Annotated in this window: 17 protein-coding genes and 1 riboswitch; all 17 genes read right to left on the reverse strand. The window is 63.8% G+C overall.

What is annotated here, in order from left to right:
- Positions 1-63: 63 nt before the first annotated feature.
- A complete protein-coding gene (locus FJW06_RS06405) occupies positions 64-1014 on the reverse strand; it encodes an ABC transporter substrate-binding protein (protein WP_140749575.1) in 951 nt (316 codons plus the stop codon).
- A 122-nt stretch (positions 1015-1136) separates the two neighbouring features.
- The gene (locus FJW06_RS06410) at positions 1137-1979 is read right to left on the reverse strand and encodes a DUF1194 domain-containing protein (protein WP_140749578.1); all 843 of its coding nucleotides are present in this window, start codon (positions 1977-1979) and stop codon (positions 1137-1139) included.
- A gap of 77 nt (positions 1980-2056) precedes the next feature.
- Positions 2057-2998 carry a phosphoribosylaminoimidazolesuccinocarboxamide synthase gene (locus tag FJW06_RS06415; RefSeq protein WP_140749581.1) on the reverse strand — a complete coding sequence of 314 codons (942 nt, stop codon included), beginning with the start codon at positions 2996-2998 and terminating at the stop codon, positions 2057-2059.
- 132 nt (positions 2999-3130) lie between these two features.
- Positions 3131-5692: an FAD-dependent oxidoreductase gene (locus FJW06_RS06420; protein ID WP_140749584.1), complete on the reverse strand. Its 2562-nt coding sequence runs from the start codon at positions 5690-5692 to the stop codon at positions 3131-3133.
- 139 nt (positions 5693-5831) lie between these two features.
- On the reverse strand, positions 5832-6611 hold the full coding sequence (locus FJW06_RS06425) for a hydroxymethylpyrimidine/phosphomethylpyrimidine kinase (RefSeq protein ID WP_140749587.1): 780 nt from the start codon (positions 6609-6611) through the stop codon (positions 5832-5834).
- Positions 6602-7207, reverse strand: a complete 606-nt coding sequence (locus tag FJW06_RS06430) for a thiamine phosphate synthase (RefSeq protein ID WP_140749590.1) — start codon at positions 7205-7207, stop codon at positions 6602-6604. Before FJW06_RS06430 ends, FJW06_RS06425 begins: the two co-directional genes overlap by 10 nt.
- Positions 7204-7977 (reverse strand): thiazole synthase, encoded by a 774-nt coding sequence (locus FJW06_RS06435; RefSeq protein ID WP_140749593.1) that lies wholly within the window; start codon positions 7975-7977, stop codon positions 7204-7206. The genes FJW06_RS06430 and FJW06_RS06435 overlap by 4 nt, the downstream gene beginning before the upstream one ends.
- 3 nt (positions 7978-7980) lie before the next feature.
- The gene (thiS, locus tag FJW06_RS06440; protein WP_041003920.1) at positions 7981-8178 is read right to left on the reverse strand and encodes a sulfur carrier protein ThiS; all 198 of its coding nucleotides are present in this window, start codon (positions 8176-8178) and stop codon (positions 7981-7983) included.
- Positions 8147-9154, reverse strand: a complete 1008-nt coding sequence (gene thiO, locus FJW06_RS06445; protein ID WP_140749596.1) for a glycine oxidase ThiO — start codon at positions 9152-9154, stop codon at positions 8147-8149. Before thiO ends, thiS begins: the two co-directional genes overlap by 32 nt.
- A gap of 3 nt (positions 9155-9157) precedes the next feature.
- Positions 9158-10996 carry a phosphomethylpyrimidine synthase ThiC gene (gene thiC, locus FJW06_RS06450; protein ID WP_140749599.1) on the reverse strand — a complete coding sequence of 613 codons (1839 nt, stop codon included), beginning with the start codon at positions 10994-10996 and terminating at the stop codon, positions 9158-9160.
- Between the two features lie 103 nt (positions 10997-11099).
- Positions 11100-11216, reverse strand: a riboswitch (TPP riboswitch).
- Positions 11217-11314: 98 nt separating this feature from the next.
- Complete coding sequence (locus FJW06_RS06455; RefSeq protein WP_140749602.1) at positions 11315-12067, reverse strand: FkbM family methyltransferase; 753 nt, start codon at positions 12065-12067, stop codon at positions 11315-11317.
- Positions 12064-13296: a hypothetical protein gene (locus FJW06_RS06460; RefSeq protein ID WP_140749605.1), complete on the reverse strand. Its 1233-nt coding sequence runs from the start codon at positions 13294-13296 to the stop codon at positions 12064-12066. Before FJW06_RS06460 ends, FJW06_RS06455 begins: the two co-directional genes overlap by 4 nt.
- 12 nt (positions 13297-13308) lie before the next feature.
- Positions 13309-14775: an aspartate aminotransferase family protein gene (locus tag FJW06_RS06465; RefSeq protein WP_181178169.1), complete on the reverse strand. Its 1467-nt coding sequence runs from the start codon at positions 14773-14775 to the stop codon at positions 13309-13311.
- 30 nt (positions 14776-14805) lie between these two features.
- Positions 14806-15813, reverse strand: coding sequence for an NAD(P)-dependent oxidoreductase (locus tag FJW06_RS06470; protein WP_140749611.1), 1008 nt, complete (start codon positions 15811-15813; stop codon positions 14806-14808).
- Positions 15810-16259, reverse strand: coding sequence for an EamA family transporter (locus FJW06_RS06475; RefSeq protein WP_140749614.1), 450 nt, complete (start codon positions 16257-16259; stop codon positions 15810-15812). Before FJW06_RS06475 ends, FJW06_RS06470 begins: the two co-directional genes overlap by 4 nt.
- 121 nt (positions 16260-16380) lie before the next feature.
- Entirely contained in the window at positions 16381-17733 is a 1353-nt protein-coding gene (locus FJW06_RS06480) for an FAD-binding oxidoreductase (protein WP_140749617.1), read from the reverse strand.
- Complete coding sequence (locus FJW06_RS06485; protein ID WP_140749620.1) at positions 17733-19166, reverse strand: UbiA family prenyltransferase; 1434 nt, start codon at positions 19164-19166, stop codon at positions 17733-17735. The genes FJW06_RS06480 and FJW06_RS06485 overlap by 1 nt, the downstream gene beginning before the upstream one ends.
- Positions 19167-19344: the final 178 nt, after the last annotated feature.

Raw genomic sequence — 19344 nt, forward strand, 5'->3', positions numbered from 1 at the left:
GATCGCGGCGCGCTAAGCGAGAAGGGATCGGCGGCGGGATGCCGCCGATCGGCTGATGCGCGATCAGTTGGCGACCGCGCTGGTGTCGGCGAGCGTCGTCACATCCGGCGCTTCCTTGATCAGCCCCATCTGCAGCAAGAGCTCGGCGGCGGTCTTGGAAAAATCCTGGAAATCCTTGGTGAAGAACTGCTTGTTCTCCGCCTTGTCGGCCCATTTCAGGTACTTGGCCGAGTCCTCGAACTCCTTGGCCGACTGCTTCACGTCGGCGCCCATGATCTCGTAGGATTTCTGCGGGTCCTTCTTGATCATGTCGAGCGCGTCGAAATAGCTGTCTGCGAGCGCCTTGGCGGCCTCGGGATTGGCCTTGAGGAAATCCGGCGTGCAGCCGACCGTATCCATCACCATCGGATAGTCGAGCGTGGTCGCCAGGATGTGGCCTTGGTCGGCCTTGTCGCGTACGGCCGAGATGAAGGGCTCGTAAGTAACGGCGGCGTCATTCTGGCCGGCCAGGAAGGCCTGCGCCGCCGCATCCGGCTCCAGGTTGACGACGGTGACGTCCTTGGTCGACATGCCGTTCTTGTTGAGCACCCAGGCAAGCAGGAAATAGGGCGACGTTCCGGGCGCGGACGAAGCGACGGTCTTGCCCTTGAGATCGGCGACGGTCTTGATGTCGTTGCGCACGACGATGCCGTCTGCGCCATAGGATTTGTCGAGCTGGAAGATCTGCTTGGTGGTGACGCCGCTGGCGTTCCACACCATCCAGGTTTCGACCGTGGTCGCCGCGCATTGCAGGTCGCCGCTGGCGATGGCCAGTGGACGGCTTGCCTGCGGCACTTTCTTGAGTGTGACGTCGAGCCCGTGCTTTTCGAAAAGCCCGGCCTGCTTGGCCAGGGTCAGCGGCGCGAAGCCGGTCCAGCCGCTGATGCCGATGGTGAGCGAGGTGGCCGCCATCGCGGGCGTGCTAAGCGCTGCAGCCGCCGTCAGCGCCGCGGCGAAAATGGAGGTTCTGTTCATTGTGGTTCCCCTTTTGTGGTGAGCGCTAATTGTCTCACAGACGCCAAAAGGCTTGTCAATGAAGCTATGATTCAACGAAACGTCATCCTGGCCGGACGGACCCAAGGCGGCTTATCCAACCCTCACGGCATGCCCCAGCCGCGGTTGCGCCACATCTTCTCGCCCACCAGGCAGTCCGCTGTCAGCCTGTCGTCGGCGAGCACGACCGGCGGATGCGAGGCCTCTTCCGCCGCCCATTGCGGTGAAGCCGGACCGGCGAGCTCCAGCATTAGCTTGCGGCGGATCGCTTCGGGAAACTGCGTCCAGTCATTGACCGGGATCATGAAGGCGCCAGGCCCGCCGATGACGCAGTCGCTGTAATAGTGGTCGAGATTTTCGACATCGAAGGCGCCGCTGAAACCGCCGCGCGTCATCAGCGGCAGTCCGTTGATGGTGATGCCTTGCTTGACCACCTCGTCCCGCGTCAGATTGACCGGCGCGCCCTGGTTGTTGGGCCCGTCGCCGGAAACGTCGATGACGCGCTTGGTCCCCTCAAACCCGCTCTCGGCGAACAGGTCGCTGCCGAAGCTCAGCGCGCCGGAGATCGAGGTCCGCCGGGCGCTGTCCGGCGGGCGGGCATTGAGCTGAGCCACCACTCTCTCGGCATCGGCGCGATTGGCGATCACCGTCCACGGCACGATGACGCGCTGCCAGGTCGTGCCTGCCCACTCGACATAAGTGACGGCGATCTTGCCATAGGCGCCGTCGGCGATGGCCTTGAGCACATTGTCATGCGTGAGCGCCGCGGCGTAACCGTGGCGCTGGATCTCCAGCTCGGCCGGCGACATGGAGAGCGAAACGTCGACCGCCAGCACCAGTTCGACATCGACGGGCTCGGCGGGAGAAGCTGCCGGCGTAAGCCAGAGCGCCAGCGCCAGGGCGGCACCGGCCGAGACGATATGCCTTGCGCGGGCATAAGCGGACATGGGCGAAAGTTAGGCGAAAACGGTTCCGCGCAAAAGCCGGGAATTTCCCGGCATCGGATTTCCGCTGGCGGGGATCTTCAAAAATACCGCGCGAGGTTCGAACGGATGCGTTCCAGCACGGTGGCGCCGGAAAGGTCGGGCACGAATTTCGCGCCCATGATCGCTTCATAGGCCTGGATATAGACCGCCGAGGCCTGGTTGATGATTTCGTCCGGAATTTGCGGGATCGGATCCTTGTAGGGATCGCACCGCGCCGACACCCATGAGCGGATAAAATCCTTATCGAAACTCCGCGGCCGCCCGCCGCTTGCAAGCGCCTCGTCGTAGCTCGCCGCGATCCAGTAGCGGCTGCTGTCGGGCGTATGGATTTCGTCCGCCAGCACGATGGCGCCGTCCGGCGCGGTGCCGAATTCATATTTGGTGTCGGCCAGTATCAGGCCGCGTTCGGCGGCGCGCTGCTGGCCACGGGCGAACAGCTGCAGCGCATCGCGCGATACGGTGTCCCACTGCGCCTGCGTCAGCAGTCCCTGGTCGAGGATCTCGGCTTCCGACAGGGGTTCGTCATGGCCGCCATGAGCGGCCTTGCTGGTCGGCGTGATGATCGCCTGCGGCAGCTTTTCATTGTCGCGCAGCCCGTCGGGAAAGCTGTGGCCGTAAAAGCTCCTTTCGCCCTTGCGATACTTGGTTAGGATCGAAGTGCTGGTGGTGCCCGCCAGATAACCGCGCACGACCATCTCGACCGGCAGCATGTCGAGCCGCGTGCCGACGACGACATTGGGGTCGGGATATTCCAGCACGTGGTTGGGACAGATGTCGGCGGTTTCCTCGAACCAGTAGCGCGCCGTCTGGGTGAGGACCTGCCCCTTGAACGGGATCGAAGCCAGGATCGTGTCGAACGCGCTGAGACGATCCGTGGCGATGATGATGCGGCGACCGTCCGGCAGATCGTAATTCTCGCGCACCTTGCCATTGTAGCGGTTGGGCAGTTCGGGAATGAAGGCGTCGGACAGGATGCGCATAGGGCGTACGGCTTTCGCGGGCTTCTGACGCGGCCACTTAAGCCGCAGGCCCCCTGCACATCAAGCCAAGCATGAAGGCCTTCCGAGGAAGGCCAAAGCTTTTCCGATCAGTTGCCGCTATGGCGCCGGTCGTCAGCTCCTCGGCTTGAGGTTCTCCGGATCGTAGAGCGGCTTGTAGCCGACACCGGCCACCTCGACCGGATAGGTCTCGCCAAAATACTCGACCTGCAGCTTGCGGCCTTCCTGGCAATAGGCCCAGGGCAGATAGGCAAGCGCGATGTTCTTGCCGATGGTCGGGCCGTAGGCGACCGAGGTGGTAAAGGAGCGGCGGCCGAGTTCGTCGACCAGCGTCTCGCCTGTCGCTGGGTCCATCACCGGCATGGTGCCGACCGGATAGCGCGCCACGCCCTTGGAATCGGTGTTCTCGGTCATCACCAGCGTGCACAGCATCGCCGGCTGGTGCTCACGGGCGCGGTACTCCAGATGCTTGGCCTTGCCGCAGAAGTCGTTCTCCTTGACCTTCGGACGGGCAAGGTCGGCCTCGAGCAGATTGTACTCGGTGAGCAGATCGGCGTTCTGCAGCCGCAGGCTCTTTTCCATGCGGCGCGTGTTTGCATAGGTCTCGACGCCGAAAGGCATGACGCCGGTCGAGCGCAGCGCGTCCCAGACGGCGAGCCCGTCCTCGTAGCGCATATGCAGTTCCCAGCCCTGCTCGCCGACATAGGAGATGCGGAAGGCGGTGACGTCCTTGCCGCCGATCTTGATCGGCTTGATCGCGGCGAAGGGGAAATTCTCCGGAGTCAGCCCGTTCGGATCCTCGACCACCTTCTGCAAGGTCGTGCGCGCATTCGGCCCCCAGATGCCGATGGTGACGTATTTTTCGGTCACGTCGGTGACGGTGGCGTCGAAGCCTTTGTCCTGCGCGGTGCGCTGCATGTAGCGGAAATCGCGCGGGCCGGCATCGGCGCCGTCGATCACCCGGCAGCGGTCGGCCATGCGGATCACGGTGAAGTCGGCGCGCACCATGCCTTCCTCGTCGAGAAAGTGGGTGTAGATGCCCTTGCCGATGTTGTTGTCGCCGCCGATCTTGGCCGCGCACAGCCATTCGAGCAGGGCGACGTGGTCCGGTCCCTCGACGTCATACATCGAGAAATGCGACAGGTTTACGATGCCGCAATCCTCGCTCATCGCCAGGTGCTCGGCGTTGGAGACACGCCAGAAATGGCGGTTGTCCCATTCGTTCTCGCGCACGGGCACGCGGTTGCCGTATTTTTCAAGGAGATGCTCGTTGGCGGCATAGCCGTGGGCGCGCTCCCAGCCACCCAGTTCCATGAAATAGCCGCCGAGCTCCTTCTCCCGCTCATAGAATGGCGAGCGGCGGACGTTGCGGCCCTTCGAGAACGGCTCGCGCGGATGGACGGCCGGATTGTAGACCTTCATCGCCGTCTCGGTGCAGCGATCCCAGATGAACTGCTCCTGCATCTGGTGCGGATAGAAGCGCGAATAGTCAATCTGGTGATGGTCGATCGCCGTGCGGCCGTCGGTCATCCAGTCGGCAATGAGCTTGCCCATGCCCGGACCGTCCTTGACCCAGATGGCTACGGCGTACCACAGGCCCCTCACCTTCTGGCTCTCGCCCATGGACGGGCCGCCATCGGTGGTCACCTGCAGCAACCCGTTGAAGGAATGGCCCTCATTGTAGCCGAGCTCGCCGAGGATCGGCGTCAGTTCCATGGCGCGCTCCAGCGGCGCCATGATCTGCTCCATGTCGAGATCGCGCTGCGACGGCGACAGCCGCGCCTCATGCTTTTCTAGCAAATCCCGCGGGTGGCAAAGACGCGGATTGGTTTCCTCGTAATAGCCCCATTCGATCTGCCCGCCTTCGGCGGTCTTCGGATCGCCGGTGTCGCGCATATAGGCCGAGTTGCCCTGGTCGCGCAACAGCGGCCAGCCGATCTCCTTGCCGGTGCCGGCAAACTCGTTGTATGGGCCGAAGAAGGTGAGCGGATGGTCGATCGGCATGACCGGCAGATCCTCGCTGACCAGCGCCGCGGTGAGCCGGCCCCAGATGCCGGTGCAGACCACGACATAATCGGCCTCGATCGTGCCGCGCTCGGTCACCACGCCCTTGATGCGGCCGTTCTCGACGATCAGCTCCTTGGCCGAGGTGTTCGCGAAAGCCTGAAGCTTGCCGGCGGCGACACCCTGGTCGACCAGCTTGCCGGCGACCGTCTGCGAGCGCGGAATGACCAGGCCGGCATCGGGATCCCACAGGCCGCCCTGCACCAGATGCTCCTCGATCAGCGGGAATTTTTGCTTGATCTCGGCCGGCTCGATCAGCCGCGCGCGGGTGCCGAAGGATTTTGCCGAGGCGATCTTGCGCTTGATCTCGTCCATGCGGCCGTCGTCGCCGACGCGAGCGACCTCCAGGCCGCCGACGCGGGCGTAGTGGCCCATCTTCTCGTAGAAATCGATGGAGTAGAGCGTCGTCCAGCAGGAGAGAAAATCGTGGCTGGTCGTGTAGCAGAAGTCCGAGGCGTGCGCCGTCGAGCCGATATCGGTCGGGATGCCCGACTTGTCGATGCCGACGATATCCTCCCAGCCGCGCTCGATCAGGTGATGGGCGACGGACGCGCCGACGATACCGCCCAGACCGACGATGACGACCTTCGCCTTTTTCGGAAACTCTGCCATTGCCCGCGACTCCAAAGGGATAAAGCGGGCGGGACTATAGGGCGGAGCGGTAGGGAGATTGAAGCCTGTTTGCGACATTAGGAAAAGGCCGAGCGACCCTGACGCCGGCCCAGGCTGTCATGGGCGAGGATTGCTTATCTTATGCCCCCGGAGCCGGTTCGCGCCCGATAGACCGCAGGAGCTTCTCGAAGACAAGCCGCTTGCCTTCACGCACGCTGTCCTCGAGCGGTTTCGCAACGGCCAGATGCGCGGCGATCGCGCTGGCCAGCATGCAGCCGGTCCCGCGCATCGAGCCGGCAAGCCTTGGCATGTCGACGTGGATAGGTTCTTGTCCAGGGCCCAACAGGATATCCGTTGATCTGGGTCCCGTCGCATGGCCACCCTTGATGAGCAGTGCCTGCGGCCCGGCCGCAAGCAATCGCCTCCCCTGCCGCAGCGCATCATCGCCGTCTACGGCCAAATCCGAACCGGTCAGGATCGCCAGCTCGACAAGGTTCGGCGTGACGAGACGGCAAAGCGGCATGAGATCGCGCTTCAGGACCCCGATCGCCCCCGGTTCCAGCAGTTGCCTGCCCGACGAGGAAGCCAGCACCGGATCGAGGACTGCCGGTATCCGCGAAATCTCGCTGAGCACGGCGGCAACCGCCGCGATGACTCGTCCCGTCGAAAGCATGCCGACCTTTATCGCGGATACCCTGTTGGCCCGCAGCGCCGCGCGCATCTGATCGGCTACCAGGTCAGGCTGCATATGGTGGATTGCCGTGACGGATTGGTGTGTCTGCACCGTTACAGCGGTGACGGCAACGCAAGCGCGCAAGCCGACGGCAGAGATCGTCTCGATGTCGCGTGCAATTCCCGCGCCGCCACTGGAATCCGATCCGCCGACGACGAGCACATGCGGGTCCCGGTTCAGCGCCATGGGTCAGTCTTTTCGATCCATTCCCTGGTGCGCGTCTCGGGATCCGGGTTCAGCGTTATGTCCGTCACCACCGCGGCGCTGTCGGCGCCCGCTCCGAAAACGCCGTCGAGCCGCTCGGGATTGAGGCCGCCGATGGCGACCAGCGGAATGGACGCGACGGCGTCCTTCCAGGCGCGAACCCGTTCGAGCCCCTGCGGCGCCCATTTCATCTTCTTCAGGATGGTCGGATAGACGGGACCAAGCGCGACGTAGTCGGGCCTGGCTGCCATGGCCGTTTCCAGTTCAGCATGGTCGTGGGTGCTCAGCCCGAGCCTGATGCCGGCCGCGCGTATCTCCGGAAGGTTAGCGGCCTGCAGATCCTCCTGACCGAGATGGACGAAGTCGCAGCCCTCCTCGATCGCCAGCCGCCAATGATCGTTGACGACGAGATGGCAATCGTGTCGGGCGCAAAAGGCTTTCGCTTTGCGGATTTCCGTGCGCAGCCCGTCCTCATCCATTCCCTTGATGCGCAGTTGCACCAGCCTGACGCCGAGCGGCACCAGCCGCTCGATCCAGGCGGCGCTGTCGACGATCAGGTAGAATGGATCGAGCTTCATGAGAAAACCGCTCTGCCGATTGTAGGCGTCGATGGCACGGCGACGTCGCGCGGCTCGAGCAGCCCCGAACAGAAGGCTTCGCGGCCGGCATCGACCGCCTTGCTGAAAGCGCGCGCCATGCCCACCGGATCGGCAGCCTTGGCGATCGCCGTGTTGAGGAGCACGGCGTCAAAGCCGAGCTCCATGACCGTTGCCGCGTGCGATGGTCGTCCGAGCCCCGCATCGACGATCAACGGAACGTCGGGGAAGTGCCCGCGCATTGAACGCAGCGCCATCATGTTGACCGGTCCGAGCGCCGAACCGATCGGCGCGCACCACGGCATCAGCACCTTGCAACCGGCCCCCAGCAGCCGTTCGGCGACGACAAGGTCGTCGGTGGTATAGGGGAATACGTCGAAACCGTCCTCGCACAGGATGCGGGCGGCTTCGACCAGGCCGAACACGTCCGGCTGAAGCGTGTCATGGTTGCCGATGACCTCTAACTTGATCCAGGACGTGCCGAAGACCTCGCGCGCCATCTTCGCGGTCGTCACGGCTTCCTTGACGGAATGGCAGCCGGCCGTGTTGGGCAGCACCCTTACACCGAGCGAGCGGATCAGCGACCAGAATTGCTCGCCGCCCCTGCCGCCAGCCATTTCACGGCGCAGCGAGGCCGTCACCACCGAGGTGCCCGACGCCTTGACCGCTTCGGCGAGCACCGCCGGGGAAGGATATTGTGCGGTGCCCAGCAGCAGACGCGAGGCCAATTTTGTCCCGAAAAGATCGAACATCGGCTAGCCTCCCTGCATGGGCGACAGGATTTCGATCCGATCGCCCTCGCTCAACTGGAATTCCGGCCGTTTGGCCGCGGGCACGACATCGCCGTTCAGCGCGGTGGCGAGCCAGCCGCCCTCATAGTCCAGCTCCTTCAAAAGGGCGTCGAGCGTCGCCGCCTTGGCTTCAAGCGCTTCGCCGTTGACGATCAGCTTCATTTTCAGACTCCAGGTCGGCAGATGAATTGAAGAGAAGGCCGGCAGCCTGCCTGGCCATGGCCGGTGAGAGCAGGAAACCGTGCCGGTAAAGGCCGTTGATCGTGATCGCGCCGTCTTTCCGATGCTTCACTCGCGGCAGATTGTCGGGATAGGCAGGGCGAACGCCCACTCCCGTCTCGACGATCTCGGCCTCACCGAACGCCGGATGAAGTGCGTAGGCCGCATTGAGGAGCTCCATCAGCGAGCGGACGGTAATCGGCCCGTCATGGTCGCTTTCGATCATGGTCGCGCCGACCATGAACTGATGATCGGTGCGCGGCACGACATAGATCGGATGACGCGGATGGAGCAGACGCACCGGCCGGGCGAGCGAGACCTCACGCGTGCGGAGGATCAGCATTTCGCCACGCACGCCCCGCAAATCCTGGTCGGCCCGCGCCATGCCCGTGCAATCGATCACCTGATCAAAGCCGGAAGGAGCGATCTCGCCCCTATCGAGGAGGAAGACGACGCCCATCGCGCGCAATTTGACGGCCAGCGTTTCGAGAACCCGGCGTGGATCGAGATGAGCTTCCCCGGCAAAGAACAACCCCTGGCGGAAGCGACCGGCAAGATCGGGCTCGAGGGCGGCAAGCGCCCCTTCGTCGACGGACTCGCAATTGCGCGTGCGAGCCGCAAAACGGGCAAGCTCGGAGGCATCGCGCGCATGGGCAACAACGAGAGTGCCGGCCTTGGTCACGAGCCCGGGCAGTGTGCTATCCCACCACTCAGCCGAGATTCTGCCGAGCGTGACGACCGCCTCTTCGGCGCTTTCGCGCTCGCACCAGGGAGCCAGCATACCGCCGGCAAGCCAGGAGGCTTTGCCGCCTATGTGGCCCCTGATTTCAGCAACCGTGACCGACGCACCCCGCGCGGCCAATTCATGGGCGACGGTGAGCCCTGCCACACCGGCGCCTTTGACAAGGACACGGCGCATGGCTCAGCGCGCCTCCCGATCATCCCGCGCCGAAGCCTGTTCTTCCGGCGCTTCGACCGGCATATAGAGATCGCCGCCCGCGCGGTATTTCTCAGCCATCGCCGCCATCCCCTCCTTTTGCGCTTCCGCGCGAATGTCGTGGGAGATGCGCATGGAGCAGAATTTCGGCCCGCACATCGAGCAGAAATGCGCGACTTTATGCGCCTCCTTGGGCAACGTCTCGTCGTGGAACGAGCGCGCCGTCTCGGGATCGAGCGACAGGTTGAACTGGTCTTCCCAACGGAACTCGAACCGCGCCCGCGACAGCGCGTCGTCGCGGATCTTTGCGGCCGGATGACCCTTGGCGAGGTCTGCGGCATGAGCGGCGATCTTGTAGGTGATCACGCCGGTCTTGACGTCGTTGCGGTCCGGCAAGCCGAGATGTTCCTTCGGCGTGACGTAGCAAAGCATCGCCGTTCCGAACCAGCCGATCATGGCGGCGCCGATGCCGGAGGTGATGTGGTCGTAGCCGGGCGCGATGTCCGTGGTCAGCGGCCCAAGCGTGTAGAAAGGCGCCTCGCCGCAAACGGCAAGCTGCTTGTCCATGTTCTGCTTGATCTTGTGCATGGGGACGTGGCCCGGGCCTTCGATCATCACCTGGCAGTCCTTTGCCCAGGCGATCTTGGTCAGTTCGCCAAGCGTCTCCAGCTCGGCGAACTGTGCTTTGTCGTTGGCATCGGCGATCGAGCCGGGGCGAAGACCGTCGCCGAGTGAGAAGGAGACGTCATAAGCCCGGGCGATGTCGCAGATCTCCTCGAAATGCTCGTAGAGGAAACTCTCTTTGTGGTGATGCAGGCACCACTTGGCCATGATCGAGCCGCCGCGTGAGACGATGCCCGTGACCCGGTCCACGGTGAGCGGGATGTAATGCAGCCGCACGCCGGCGTGGATGGTGAAATAGTCGACGCCCTGCTCGGCCTGTTCGATCAGCGTGTCGCGATAGACCTCCCAACTCAGGTCCTCGGCAACGCCACCCACCTTCTCCAGCGCCTGGTAGAGCGGCACCGTGCCGATCGGCATCGGCGCATTGCGCACGATCCATTCGCGGATGTTGTGGATATTGCGGCCGGTCGACAGGTCCATGACCGTGTCCGCGCCCCAGCGAATCGCCCAGACCATCTTTTCGACCTCTTCGGCCATCGAGGAGGTGACGGCGGAATTACCGATATTGGCGTTGATCTTCACCAGGAAATTGCGGCCGATGATCATCGGCTCGCTCTCGGGATGGTTGATGTTGGCGGGAATGATCGCGCGGCCGCGCGCCACCTCGTCGCGCACGAATTCCGGCGTGACGAAGTCCGGTATCGACGCGCCGAACGCCTCCCCATCCTGTTGCAACCTGCTCCCCAGCATCTCGCGGCCAAGGTTCTCGCGGATGGCCACGAATTCCATCTCGGGCGTGATGATCCCGGCGCGCGCATAGGCAAGCTGCGTCACCGCCTTTCCGGCTTTCGCCCGCACCGGACGATTGCGGACAGGAAATTCAGGCGTCAGCCGTTCGCCTGTCGCAAATCCATTGTCCTCGGGCCTGACGTGGCGGCCGTCATAGGCTTCGATATCGCCGCGTGCGGCGATCCAGTCCTGACGAAGACGGGCAAGACCCTTCTCGATATCCGTTTCGATCGCGGGGTCGGTATAGGGGCCCGACGGATCGTAGACCGTCACAGGGGGCTCGCCGGCGGTTGGATGCACCGAGATCTCGCGCATGGGCACCCTGATCTGCGGATGGAGGATGCCGGATTTGTGGATCTTGCGCGAAGCGGGCAGCGGCCCGGTCGACACGGTCGGGGTCAAAGCATTCATTTGAGGCTCCTTTGCTCGTTGCATTGGAGACCCAGTTCTGTGCCGGAAGGATGAAAAGACGCTTCGATCTACCTGCTTGAACAGGTCTTCGGGCATGAACTCCCGCAAAGCGCTTGCACCGTCCCTACGCCAGTATGAACTGGATCAGGTTCAACGGGTCACTGCGCCGCGAAAGCCAGCAGTATCTCAGCCCCTTGCCGGGACTCCCCTGGTGAGTGGCTTAGGTTGGACGGGTAGGCGCCGTCTTGTCAAGCGCGTTCGGCCCCGGATGGCAAATCGGGTTCGGTTGCCGCCGTGGCGACCGGTTGGCGATGGACGCTAGGCGAAAGCCCAGATGTCCTCGGCCTGGAAGCCGACCTGGTAGCCGGCGGTCTTCAGCTTCACCACGACTTGGCCGATCTCGGCGGCCGGCAGCGCGCCGACCTCGATCTTGATCATGCCCGGGCGGTAGCGCCCGAGGTCAAGCTGCTCGAACACCATCCAGTCGGCGCCCTCGCAGTCGACCAGGAACGCGTCGATATAGCTTATGCCGTTGCGGTCGAGCAGCGCCTGCAGGGTCTCCGACGGCACCTCGATGTCCTTCAGATGCGGCGCGAACTTGTTGAAGTTGGCATCGGCCTCGCCCCAGGCGTTCTTCCCCGACATCAGATTGGTTTCGGTGACCGATGAGCAGCCGATGAACTCGATCGGCAGCGTGCCGGCTTCGAGCGCCGCGGCATCGAAGGTGTGGACGGTGATCGTGCCCTTGGTTTTGGTCACGGCCACCGGCTCGATGACGAAGCGGCTGGCATCCGGGTAATTGGCGCGCAGGCGCTTCTGGTTATATGGAATCGGCTCGACCAGCATGGCGCGCGCGCCCGCAATGCGGTGCAGCCAGGGCGTCACGTCGTCGAACAGCGCGCCGTCGCAGGCGCCGACATTGACCATCTGGAATGGCCGGCCGCCGAAACTTGCCCTGAGCGCCGCCTTGGCCAGGAACTTCGTGCCGTTCAATGCCGGCCCGCGGTCGAGCAGGCGGGTCGGCAGACCGAGCGATAGAAGAACGCGCGCGAAGCTGGATAGCGAGCTCATGGCTTGTCTCCGGGAATGACCTGCAGCGCCGTGCGGCGCCCACCCTGGCTTGCCGCCGCCCACAGCGCCGTCAGCGGCGCGGCCAGCAACAGGAAGGGCGGCAGGAGATTGGGGAAGTAGATGCGGGTGTCGTGGATCGGGAAGACGGCAAATTTCGCCAGCACGCCGAGCACCAGCGCCGCCAGCAGGATGCCGGTGCGGCGGTCGAGCCGGAAACCGGCGCGGCTCAAGCCGTACCATCCGGCCAGTGCCAGCACCGATACGCCGACCCAGCTGTTGACGCTGATCGCGCGCACCGCTGAAGCGGCGAAGGCCCTGAGATACGCCGCCACCGAAAATGGCGGCTCGAACCCGTCCATATTGTGATGCTGCTCGATGCTGGAGAACCAAAGATGCGGCCACCAGCCGGGATGTTGGGCCCAATGCGAAATGACGAAATAGGCTATGAAGGATGCCGCAAAACCGGCTAAGGCTCCCCATGCCCGCTCGCGGAAAGCGACGAGCAGCACCGCGAAAATGGCGAGGAAGACGATGTTGTCGGGCCTGACCATAAAAGCCAGGAACAGCAGGACCGCCGTCGCCGCCTCGCGCTTGCGCACATAGGCGAAGACACCGCCGAGGAATAGCGCCGAGCACAGAAGGTCCGGCGTCGAGGCGCGCGCCGCGTCGCCGAAATCGGCCATGATCAGGATCGCGCCGACGACCGGTGCCAGCCCCAGCGCGCCCTCCGCGCGCAGCCAAGCGAGCGTGATGGCGCCGAACAGAAGCACGGAAGCCACCTGCACCAGCCGCATCGCCTCGACCGGCGAGACGACATGGCTGAGGCTGGACAGGATCTCGGCATAGAGGAACTTGATCCGGTACATGCCGAGCAGCGAATGGAAGTCGGCGGCATTCTCCGCCATGTGGCTGCGGAAGCCGCCGCCATCGTCAGTCAAGGTCTTGTAGTCAGCGGCCGACACGCCGGCCTTAACCGTGCTGTAGGCATAATCGTGCAGGGCCTGCGGATCGGGATAGGCACCTTCCTCGCCGATCGCCAGATAGGGCAGCATGTCCCAGTTGGCGTCGGGCATGAGCCAGGCGGTCGCGGCGGTCAGCAGGATATAGAGCGAGAAGGCGACCGCGCCGATCGATACGGCCCACCGCGCATAAATTCCCTCGCCCAACGCCAGGCCGGCGCCGGTCAACCGTTCCAGCGGTTTGGTCGGAGCGGATAGCCTGGTCAGCATGCTCGGCGCCTCTTATTTACCGATCTGGCTTTTCACGAAATCCTTCACGATCGCCACGATGCCGCGCGACAGAAGGCTGTCGAAGGCATCGACGAAGCGGTCGACATGCTCGGGCCGGCAGATCAGCGGCGGCTCGAGCCGGATGACGTTGCGGTTGTACTCGGTGAAGGCGACGAGCACGTCATAGTCGCGCAGCAAAAGCGAGCCGACGAAGCCCGAGAGCGAGCCCTTCAGCTTGTCGTCGAGCACGCTCACGACCGGGCGCAGCACCATCGGCAGGGTCTGCGAGAAATCGTGGAACTCGAGCCCGATCATGAAACCCTTGCCGCGCACATCCTTGATGATCTTCGGATATTTTTCCTTCAGCGCCTGCAGCCGCTGCAACAGGTACGCGCCGGTCGAGGCGGCGTTGTCGATCAGCCCCTCGTCATAGAGCACGTTGATGCCCTCGATTGCGGTGACGCAGGCCTCGCCCATGCCGCCGAACGTCGCCATGGCGTGGATCATCGCCGTCTTGGGCGTGCCATAGGCTTTCATATAGACGTCGCGCCTGGCGATCATGGCGCCGACCGCGGCCTTGCCGGCGCCGAGCGACTTCGCCAGCGCCGTCACGTCCGGCACCACGCCGTAATGCTCGAAAGCATAAAAGCGGCCCGAGCGGCCATAGCCGCACTGCACCTCGTCGGCGACCCACAGCACGCTATACTCGTCGCAAAGCGCGCGCAGTTTCTGCCAGTACTGCGCCTCTGCCTGGATGATGCCGCCGCCGCCTTGAATGGTCTCCAGCACGATGACGCCGATCTCCGGGTCGCCCTTGAACAGCCGCTCGACGGCGTCGATGTCGGCGAAGGGAACGCGCACGACATTATCCGCCACCTTGAAGTCGGCGCGGTAGAGCTGGCCGTCGGTGATCGCCAGCACGCCCTTGGTCTTGCCGTGGAAGGAATTCTCCGCATAGACAATCTTCGGCCGCTTCGGACCGGCGGCGCGCTCGGCAAGCTTCACCGCCGCTTCCATGGCTTCCGAACCGGACGAGCCCAGAAACACCATGTCGAGGTCGCCGGGCGAGCATTTGGCGATGTTGTGCGCGAGCGCCGCCGCATATTGCGACATGAAGGCGATGGCGATCTCCTGGCGCTTCTCCTCCTGGAACCTTTTGCGGGCGTCCAGGATGCGCGGATGATTGTGGCCAAAGGCCAGCGAACCGAAACCGCCGAAGAAGTCGAGGATCTTGCGGCCGTTCTGGTCGATATAGAACATGCCCTCGGCGCGCTCGATCTTGACCTTGTGGAAGCCGAGCAGCTTCATGAAATGCAGCTGTCCGGGATTGAGATGCGCCTTGAACAGGTCGGTGATGCGGGCGACGTCCAACGCCTTGGCCTCTTCGACGCCGATCAGGTCGGGCTTGGCGATGGAAGCGGGCGAAAGCGCCGGGGCATCGACCAGCGTGCGCGCGGCTGTCTGTTCCGGCTTGGCCATGACGGTCATTGAAAAATCTCCCCTTCGCGCCTATTCGGCAGGCACATGTTTCGCGGCGACGGCGTGGCCGTCCTTCTTGGCGCGGTATTCGTTGTAGGCGGCGATCAGCATGTCCTCGTCGCGGTATTGCGGCACCCAGCCGAGCTGGCGCTCTGCCTTGGACACGTCGAGCACGCATTCCTCGTCGGCGATCAGATACTGTTCCGGATCCATGATCGGCATGTTCAACAGGTCGAGCAGGTCGAGCGTGCGCTTGACCGCCCAGCCGGGCGTCGGCAGCAGGATCGACTTCGAGCCGGCATGGCGGATCAGGTCGCCGAGCAGTTTCTTGACCGGCGGCGGATTGAGCGAGCCGAGGTTATAGGCCTCGTTCGGCACGCCGGCTTTCCAGGCTGCACGCGCAGCCTCCGCGCAGTCGAAGACCGAGATGAACTGATAGGGGTTCCTGCCCGAGCCGATCATCGGCACGGGAAGGTTCCAGTCGATCAGCTTAAACAGCTTCTCCAGGATGCCGAGGCGTCCGGGCCCGATGATCAAACGCGGCCGGAACAGCGAGATCGACATGCCGCGCTTGCGCCATTCGGCGGCGAGCTCCTCGGTCTTGAGCTTCGACAGGCCGTATTCGCCGAGCGGCGAGACCGGATGGTCCTCGGTCATCGGCAGCACCACCGTGTGGCCGTAGATCATGTCGGTCGTATAGTGGACCAGCTTCGAGGCGCCGGCCTTGTCCATCGCCTGGATGATGTTCTCGGTGCCGTGGAAATTCACCGGGAAGAAGAAATTGTGCCGCTTGGCGCGCACCTGGATGGGCGACAGCATCTTGGCCGACAGATTATAGACCATGTCGTCGGCCCTGAGCCCGACCGCCGCGACCGAGGCCGGATCGGTGACGTCGCAAGTGATGAAACGCATCGAGCGGTAGTGCGGCAGGTCGCTCTTGACGATGTCGGCGACCACGACAGTCTCACCATCGGCCACGAGCTTGGGGGCAAGGTGACGGCCGACGAAGCCGTCGCCGCCGAAAATCACATGTCTCATCGAACGATCTCGCTTGTGCCGATCTTGTCGGGGATGATGGATGCAGTCCGCTCCTCGTGTCCCCGCCCATCCATTTCTCTGCCACTCTGGGCGATCAGGATCGTGCCGACGCAGATGCAGGCGATGCCGGCGATGCGCCAGCCATTGAGGTCCTCGCGGAAGACGAAATAGGCAAAGATCGCCACGGCGACATAGGCGAGGCTGAGGAACGGATAGGCGAAGCTGAGCTCGACTTTGGACAGCACATAAAGATGCGACGCCATCGAGATGACGAAGGTGCAGAGGCCCAGGAACACCCAAGGGCTGAACACGATCTGCAAGAGCTTGACGAGCGGATTGACCCCTTCGAAGGCGATCGGCCCCATCGACATCATGCCTTGCTTCAGCATCAGCTGCGCCGCGGCATTGGTCATGACCGTAAATAGAATGAAGACTATGTATTTCATTGTTGCCACCCCGCCCCTTCGGCGGTCCTATTACAACCTGCAAATATTCCGTGAAGCCGGACGTTGTTTTGAGAAAACCATGGCGTAACGCTTTATTTACCATGATCTACTCGATTTTTATCTATTCCGCAGCTTCAGCTCTTCCTTGTCCGATCTCCAGTCTCTTGGCGGTGCGCGCCCAGAAGCTCGACATGAAAGCCGGGTCGCGAAGCGCCTCCAGCCGCTGCCATTGCGGGAAGGACGCGGCGAATGTCTCAGGCCCCATCCGGGCGTCCTTGTAGGGGTTCACCGCCCCGCCCGCCTCGACCGTGATGCGGTCGAGCTCGGCGAGCAGCCGCAACGTCCTTTCGCTCTGGTTGGGGAAATCGAGCGTCAGCGTGTAGCCGGGCCGTGGGAAGGACAGCAGCGCCGGCGAGCGGCCACCGCCGAAGCGCTTGAGCACCGTCAGGAACGATCCCTGCCCTGCCCGTCGCGCCGCCTCGAGCAGCGCTGGCACGACGCGGCGGGCATTGACCTCCGGCACCACGCTCTGGTGCTGGAAAAGCCCGCGCGGCCCGTAGAGCCGGTTCCAGTCGCGCACGCCGTCGAGCGGAAAGAAGAACCCTTGATAGCCTGCCCGACGCGGAACAGGAGACTTGCCCTTTTTCCAGCGGTAGGCCGCGTTGAAGGCCGTGAGGAAGGCCCGATTCAGCACATTGAACGGCGGCTGCACCGGCACGGAAAGTCGGCCGCCTGCATTCGCGGCGGCGTGCGAGCCGTGTTCGGCATGATTGCCGGTGAACAAAAGCCCTCGCCCGCGGCCATGGCTGCCGGCAAGCTGGTCGACCCAGGCGACGGCATATTCGTTGGCTTGGTCCGCCACCTCGGCAAGATCGAAGAATTCGCCGAGATCGCGAAACCGCGTCGCCCTTTCCATGATGTCGAGCGACGGCACCCGCAACAGCCTGATGGACGCTGAAAGGATCAGCCCGGTCAGCCCCATGCCGCCGATCGTCGCCCCGAACAAGCGGACATTGTCGGTCACCGAGCAGCGATAGGTCCGGCCGTCGGACCGAAGCAGCGTCAAAGCCTCGACATGGCAGCCGAAGGTGCCGCGCCGATGATGGTTCTTGCCGTGGACGTCGTTGGCGATCGCGCCGCCCAGCGTCACGAACTGCGTACCTGGAACCACGGCCGGAAAGAAGCCGTAGGGCGCGGCACAAGCGATGATGTCGCAAAGCAGCGTGCCGGCATCGGCTTCGAGCACACCGGTCTCGGCGTTGAAGGAACGAATACGGTTGAGCGGCCGCATGTCGACCACCATGCCGGCATCGTTCTGGCAACTGTCGCCATAGGAGCGGCCATTGCCGTAGCCGAGCAATGATCCCGGACTGGCCTTGCCGTTCTTCAGAATCGCGATCGCCTCGTCCCCCGGGATCGCCTTGCGCGCCGGCGGGGTCGCCAGTCCGAAGCTGCCGAAGCGCTCCTGCCCCATCACCAGCCTCCGGCGAGGAGGAAGACCGCGCCGATGGCGACGACGATCTGGCTGCGCCAGTCGCGGATGATGAAGACGACCGGATCGTCATGCATCTCGTCGCGCCGGGCCAAGATCCAGACGCGCATCGTCAGGTAGAGGACGATCGGCGCCAGCGGCCATATCAGCCAGGGATGCGGGTAGAGCTCGCGCACCGCAGGGCTGTCCATATAGAGCGCGAGCACCAGCGCCGAGGAGAAGGCCGACGCCATGCCGGCCTGGGCGACGATCTCCTGGTCCTCGGTCCGATAGCCGCGACCGGCGATACGCTCGCCCGGCGGGATGGCCGTGGTCCGCAATTCGACGAAGCGCTTCACCAGCGCCAGCGACAGGAAGAAGAAGATCGAGAAGGCCAGCAGCCAGAAGGACACGTCCACGCCGGTGGCGGCCGCCCCCGCCAGCACGCGGATCGTGTAGAGACCGGCAAGCGTCAGCACATCGACCAGAAGCATGCGCTTGAACGACAGCGAATAGGCGGTGGTGACGACCAAGTAGCCGGCAAGCACGCCAAGGAATTCGATCGGCAGGAAGAGGCTGGCCGCAATACCGATCGCGAGCAGCACGGCAATCGCGCCGAGGCCGAACGGGATCGACAATGCGCCGCTGGCGAAAGGCCGGTTGCGCTTGGTCGGATGCTTGCGGTCGAGCGCGAGGTCGAAGAAATCGTTGAGGATATAGATCGCGGACGCCACGGCGCTGAAGGAGACGAACGCCAGCAGACATTCCCAGATCATGTTGGGATTAAAATATTCGTGCGAGAGCACCATCGGCACGGCGATCAGCGCGTTCTTCAGCCACTGATGCATGCGCAGCATCTTGATGTAGGTCCTGAGCGTCGGCTTGGGCGCGGGCATGGCTTCGGCCTGATGCGCCGCCCGCCAGCGTCGGGCGCTGCGGTCGGGCGCCACGACCAGTGCGTTGCGCGCGGCGTCGAAGACCTTGAGGTCATGACGGCTGTTGCCGGCGTAGTCGAAGCCCCCATCGCCATAGGCGGCGACCAGGGCCGCGCATTTCCTGCCGGAGGTCATGTTGTGCGGCCCGTCGCTCGCCAGCACAAGATCGAAAATGCCGAGATGCGCCGCGATCGCCTCCGCGAATTTGCGCGGCGTTCCCGTCGCCAGCACGATCTTGCGTCCCTCCCGGTGCTCGGCGCGCAACCGGCCGAGCAGATCCTGGCGGTAGGGCAGCGAGGCCGGGTCAATGTCGGCGCGCCGGGCGATTTCCTGCTTCAGCCGGGCAGGTCCGCCGGTCAGCCAGAGCGGCAGAAGAAAGACATAGAGCGGGTTTTTCTTGAGGAGGATGAACAGTCCTTCCCACAGAAGGTCGGTCGCAATCAGCGTGCCGTCGAGATCGACCGCAAGCGGGATTGCGTTCCTGTCCGACCTCGCGTCCATTGTCCTGCCCCGATCGAGCGGGATCCCGAAACTCCGATCTCGGAAGGATCACGCGCCAATTCAACCCACGCCGTGTGCCGGCGTCCTCGGGGGTCAGATATAGCCGGGGATGACGCAGCGAACGTTAAACGTCCGGTTGCAACGCGTAGTCATACCGGTTTTTCGGGCATCATCGTTA

The organism is Mesorhizobium sp. B4-1-3, from assembly GCF_006439355.1.
Lineage (GTDB): Bacteria > Pseudomonadota > Alphaproteobacteria > Rhizobiales > Rhizobiaceae > Mesorhizobium.

Bases quoted from the DNA above. Each gene is read 5' to 3' on its own strand.
- FJW06_RS06485 (WP_140749620.1), bottom strand. From the start codon at position 19,166: ATGGACGCGAGGTCGGACAGGAACGCAATCCCGCTTGCGGTCGATCTC.
- FJW06_RS06415 (WP_140749581.1), bottom strand. From the start codon at position 2,998: ATGCGCATCCTGTCCGACGCCTTCATTCCCGAACTGCCCAACCGCTAC.
- FJW06_RS06465 (WP_181178169.1), bottom strand. From the start codon at position 14,775: ATGGCCAAGCCGGAACAGACAGCCGCGCGCACGCTGGTCGATGCCCCG.
- FJW06_RS06420 (WP_140749584.1), bottom strand. From the start codon at position 5,692: ATGGCAGAGTTTCCGAAAAAGGCGAAGGTCGTCATCGTCGGTCTGGGC.
- FJW06_RS06480 (WP_140749617.1), bottom strand. From the start codon at position 17,733: ATGGGGCAGGAGCGCTTCGGCAGCTTCGGACTGGCGACCCCGCCGGCG.
- FJW06_RS06435 (WP_140749593.1), bottom strand. From the start codon at position 7,977: ATGTTCGATCTTTTCGGGACAAAATTGGCCTCGCGTCTGCTGCTGGGC.
- thiC (WP_140749599.1), bottom strand. From the start codon at position 10,996: ATGAATGCTTTGACCCCGACCGTGTCGACCGGGCCGCTGCCCGCTTCG.
- FJW06_RS06410 (WP_140749578.1), bottom strand. From the start codon at position 1,979: ATGTCCGCTTATGCCCGCGCAAGGCATATCGTCTCGGCCGGTGCCGCC.
- FJW06_RS06405 (WP_140749575.1), bottom strand. From the start codon at position 1,014: ATGAACAGAACCTCCATTTTCGCCGCGGCGCTGACGGCGGCTGCAGCG.
- thiO (WP_140749596.1), bottom strand. From the start codon at position 9,154: ATGCGCCGTGTCCTTGTCAAAGGCGCCGGTGTGGCAGGGCTCACCGTC.
- FJW06_RS06460 (WP_140749605.1), bottom strand. From the start codon at position 13,296: ATGCTGACCAGGCTATCCGCTCCGACCAAACCGCTGGAACGGTTGACC.
- FJW06_RS06425 (WP_140749587.1), bottom strand. From the start codon at position 6,611: ATGGCGCTGAACCGGGACCCGCATGTGCTCGTCGTCGGCGGATCGGAT.
- FJW06_RS06430 (WP_140749590.1), bottom strand. From the start codon at position 7,207: ATGAAGCTCGATCCATTCTACCTGATCGTCGACAGCGCCGCCTGGATC.
- thiS (WP_041003920.1), bottom strand. From the start codon at position 8,178: ATGAAGCTGATCGTCAACGGCGAAGCGCTTGAAGCCAAGGCGGCGACG.
- FJW06_RS06470 (WP_140749611.1), bottom strand. From the start codon at position 15,813: ATGAGACATGTGATTTTCGGCGGCGACGGCTTCGTCGGCCGTCACCTT.
- FJW06_RS06455 (WP_140749602.1), bottom strand. From the start codon at position 12,067: ATGAGCTCGCTATCCAGCTTCGCGCGCGTTCTTCTATCGCTCGGTCTG.
- FJW06_RS06475 (WP_140749614.1), bottom strand. From the start codon at position 16,259: ATGAAATACATAGTCTTCATTCTATTTACGGTCATGACCAATGCCGCG.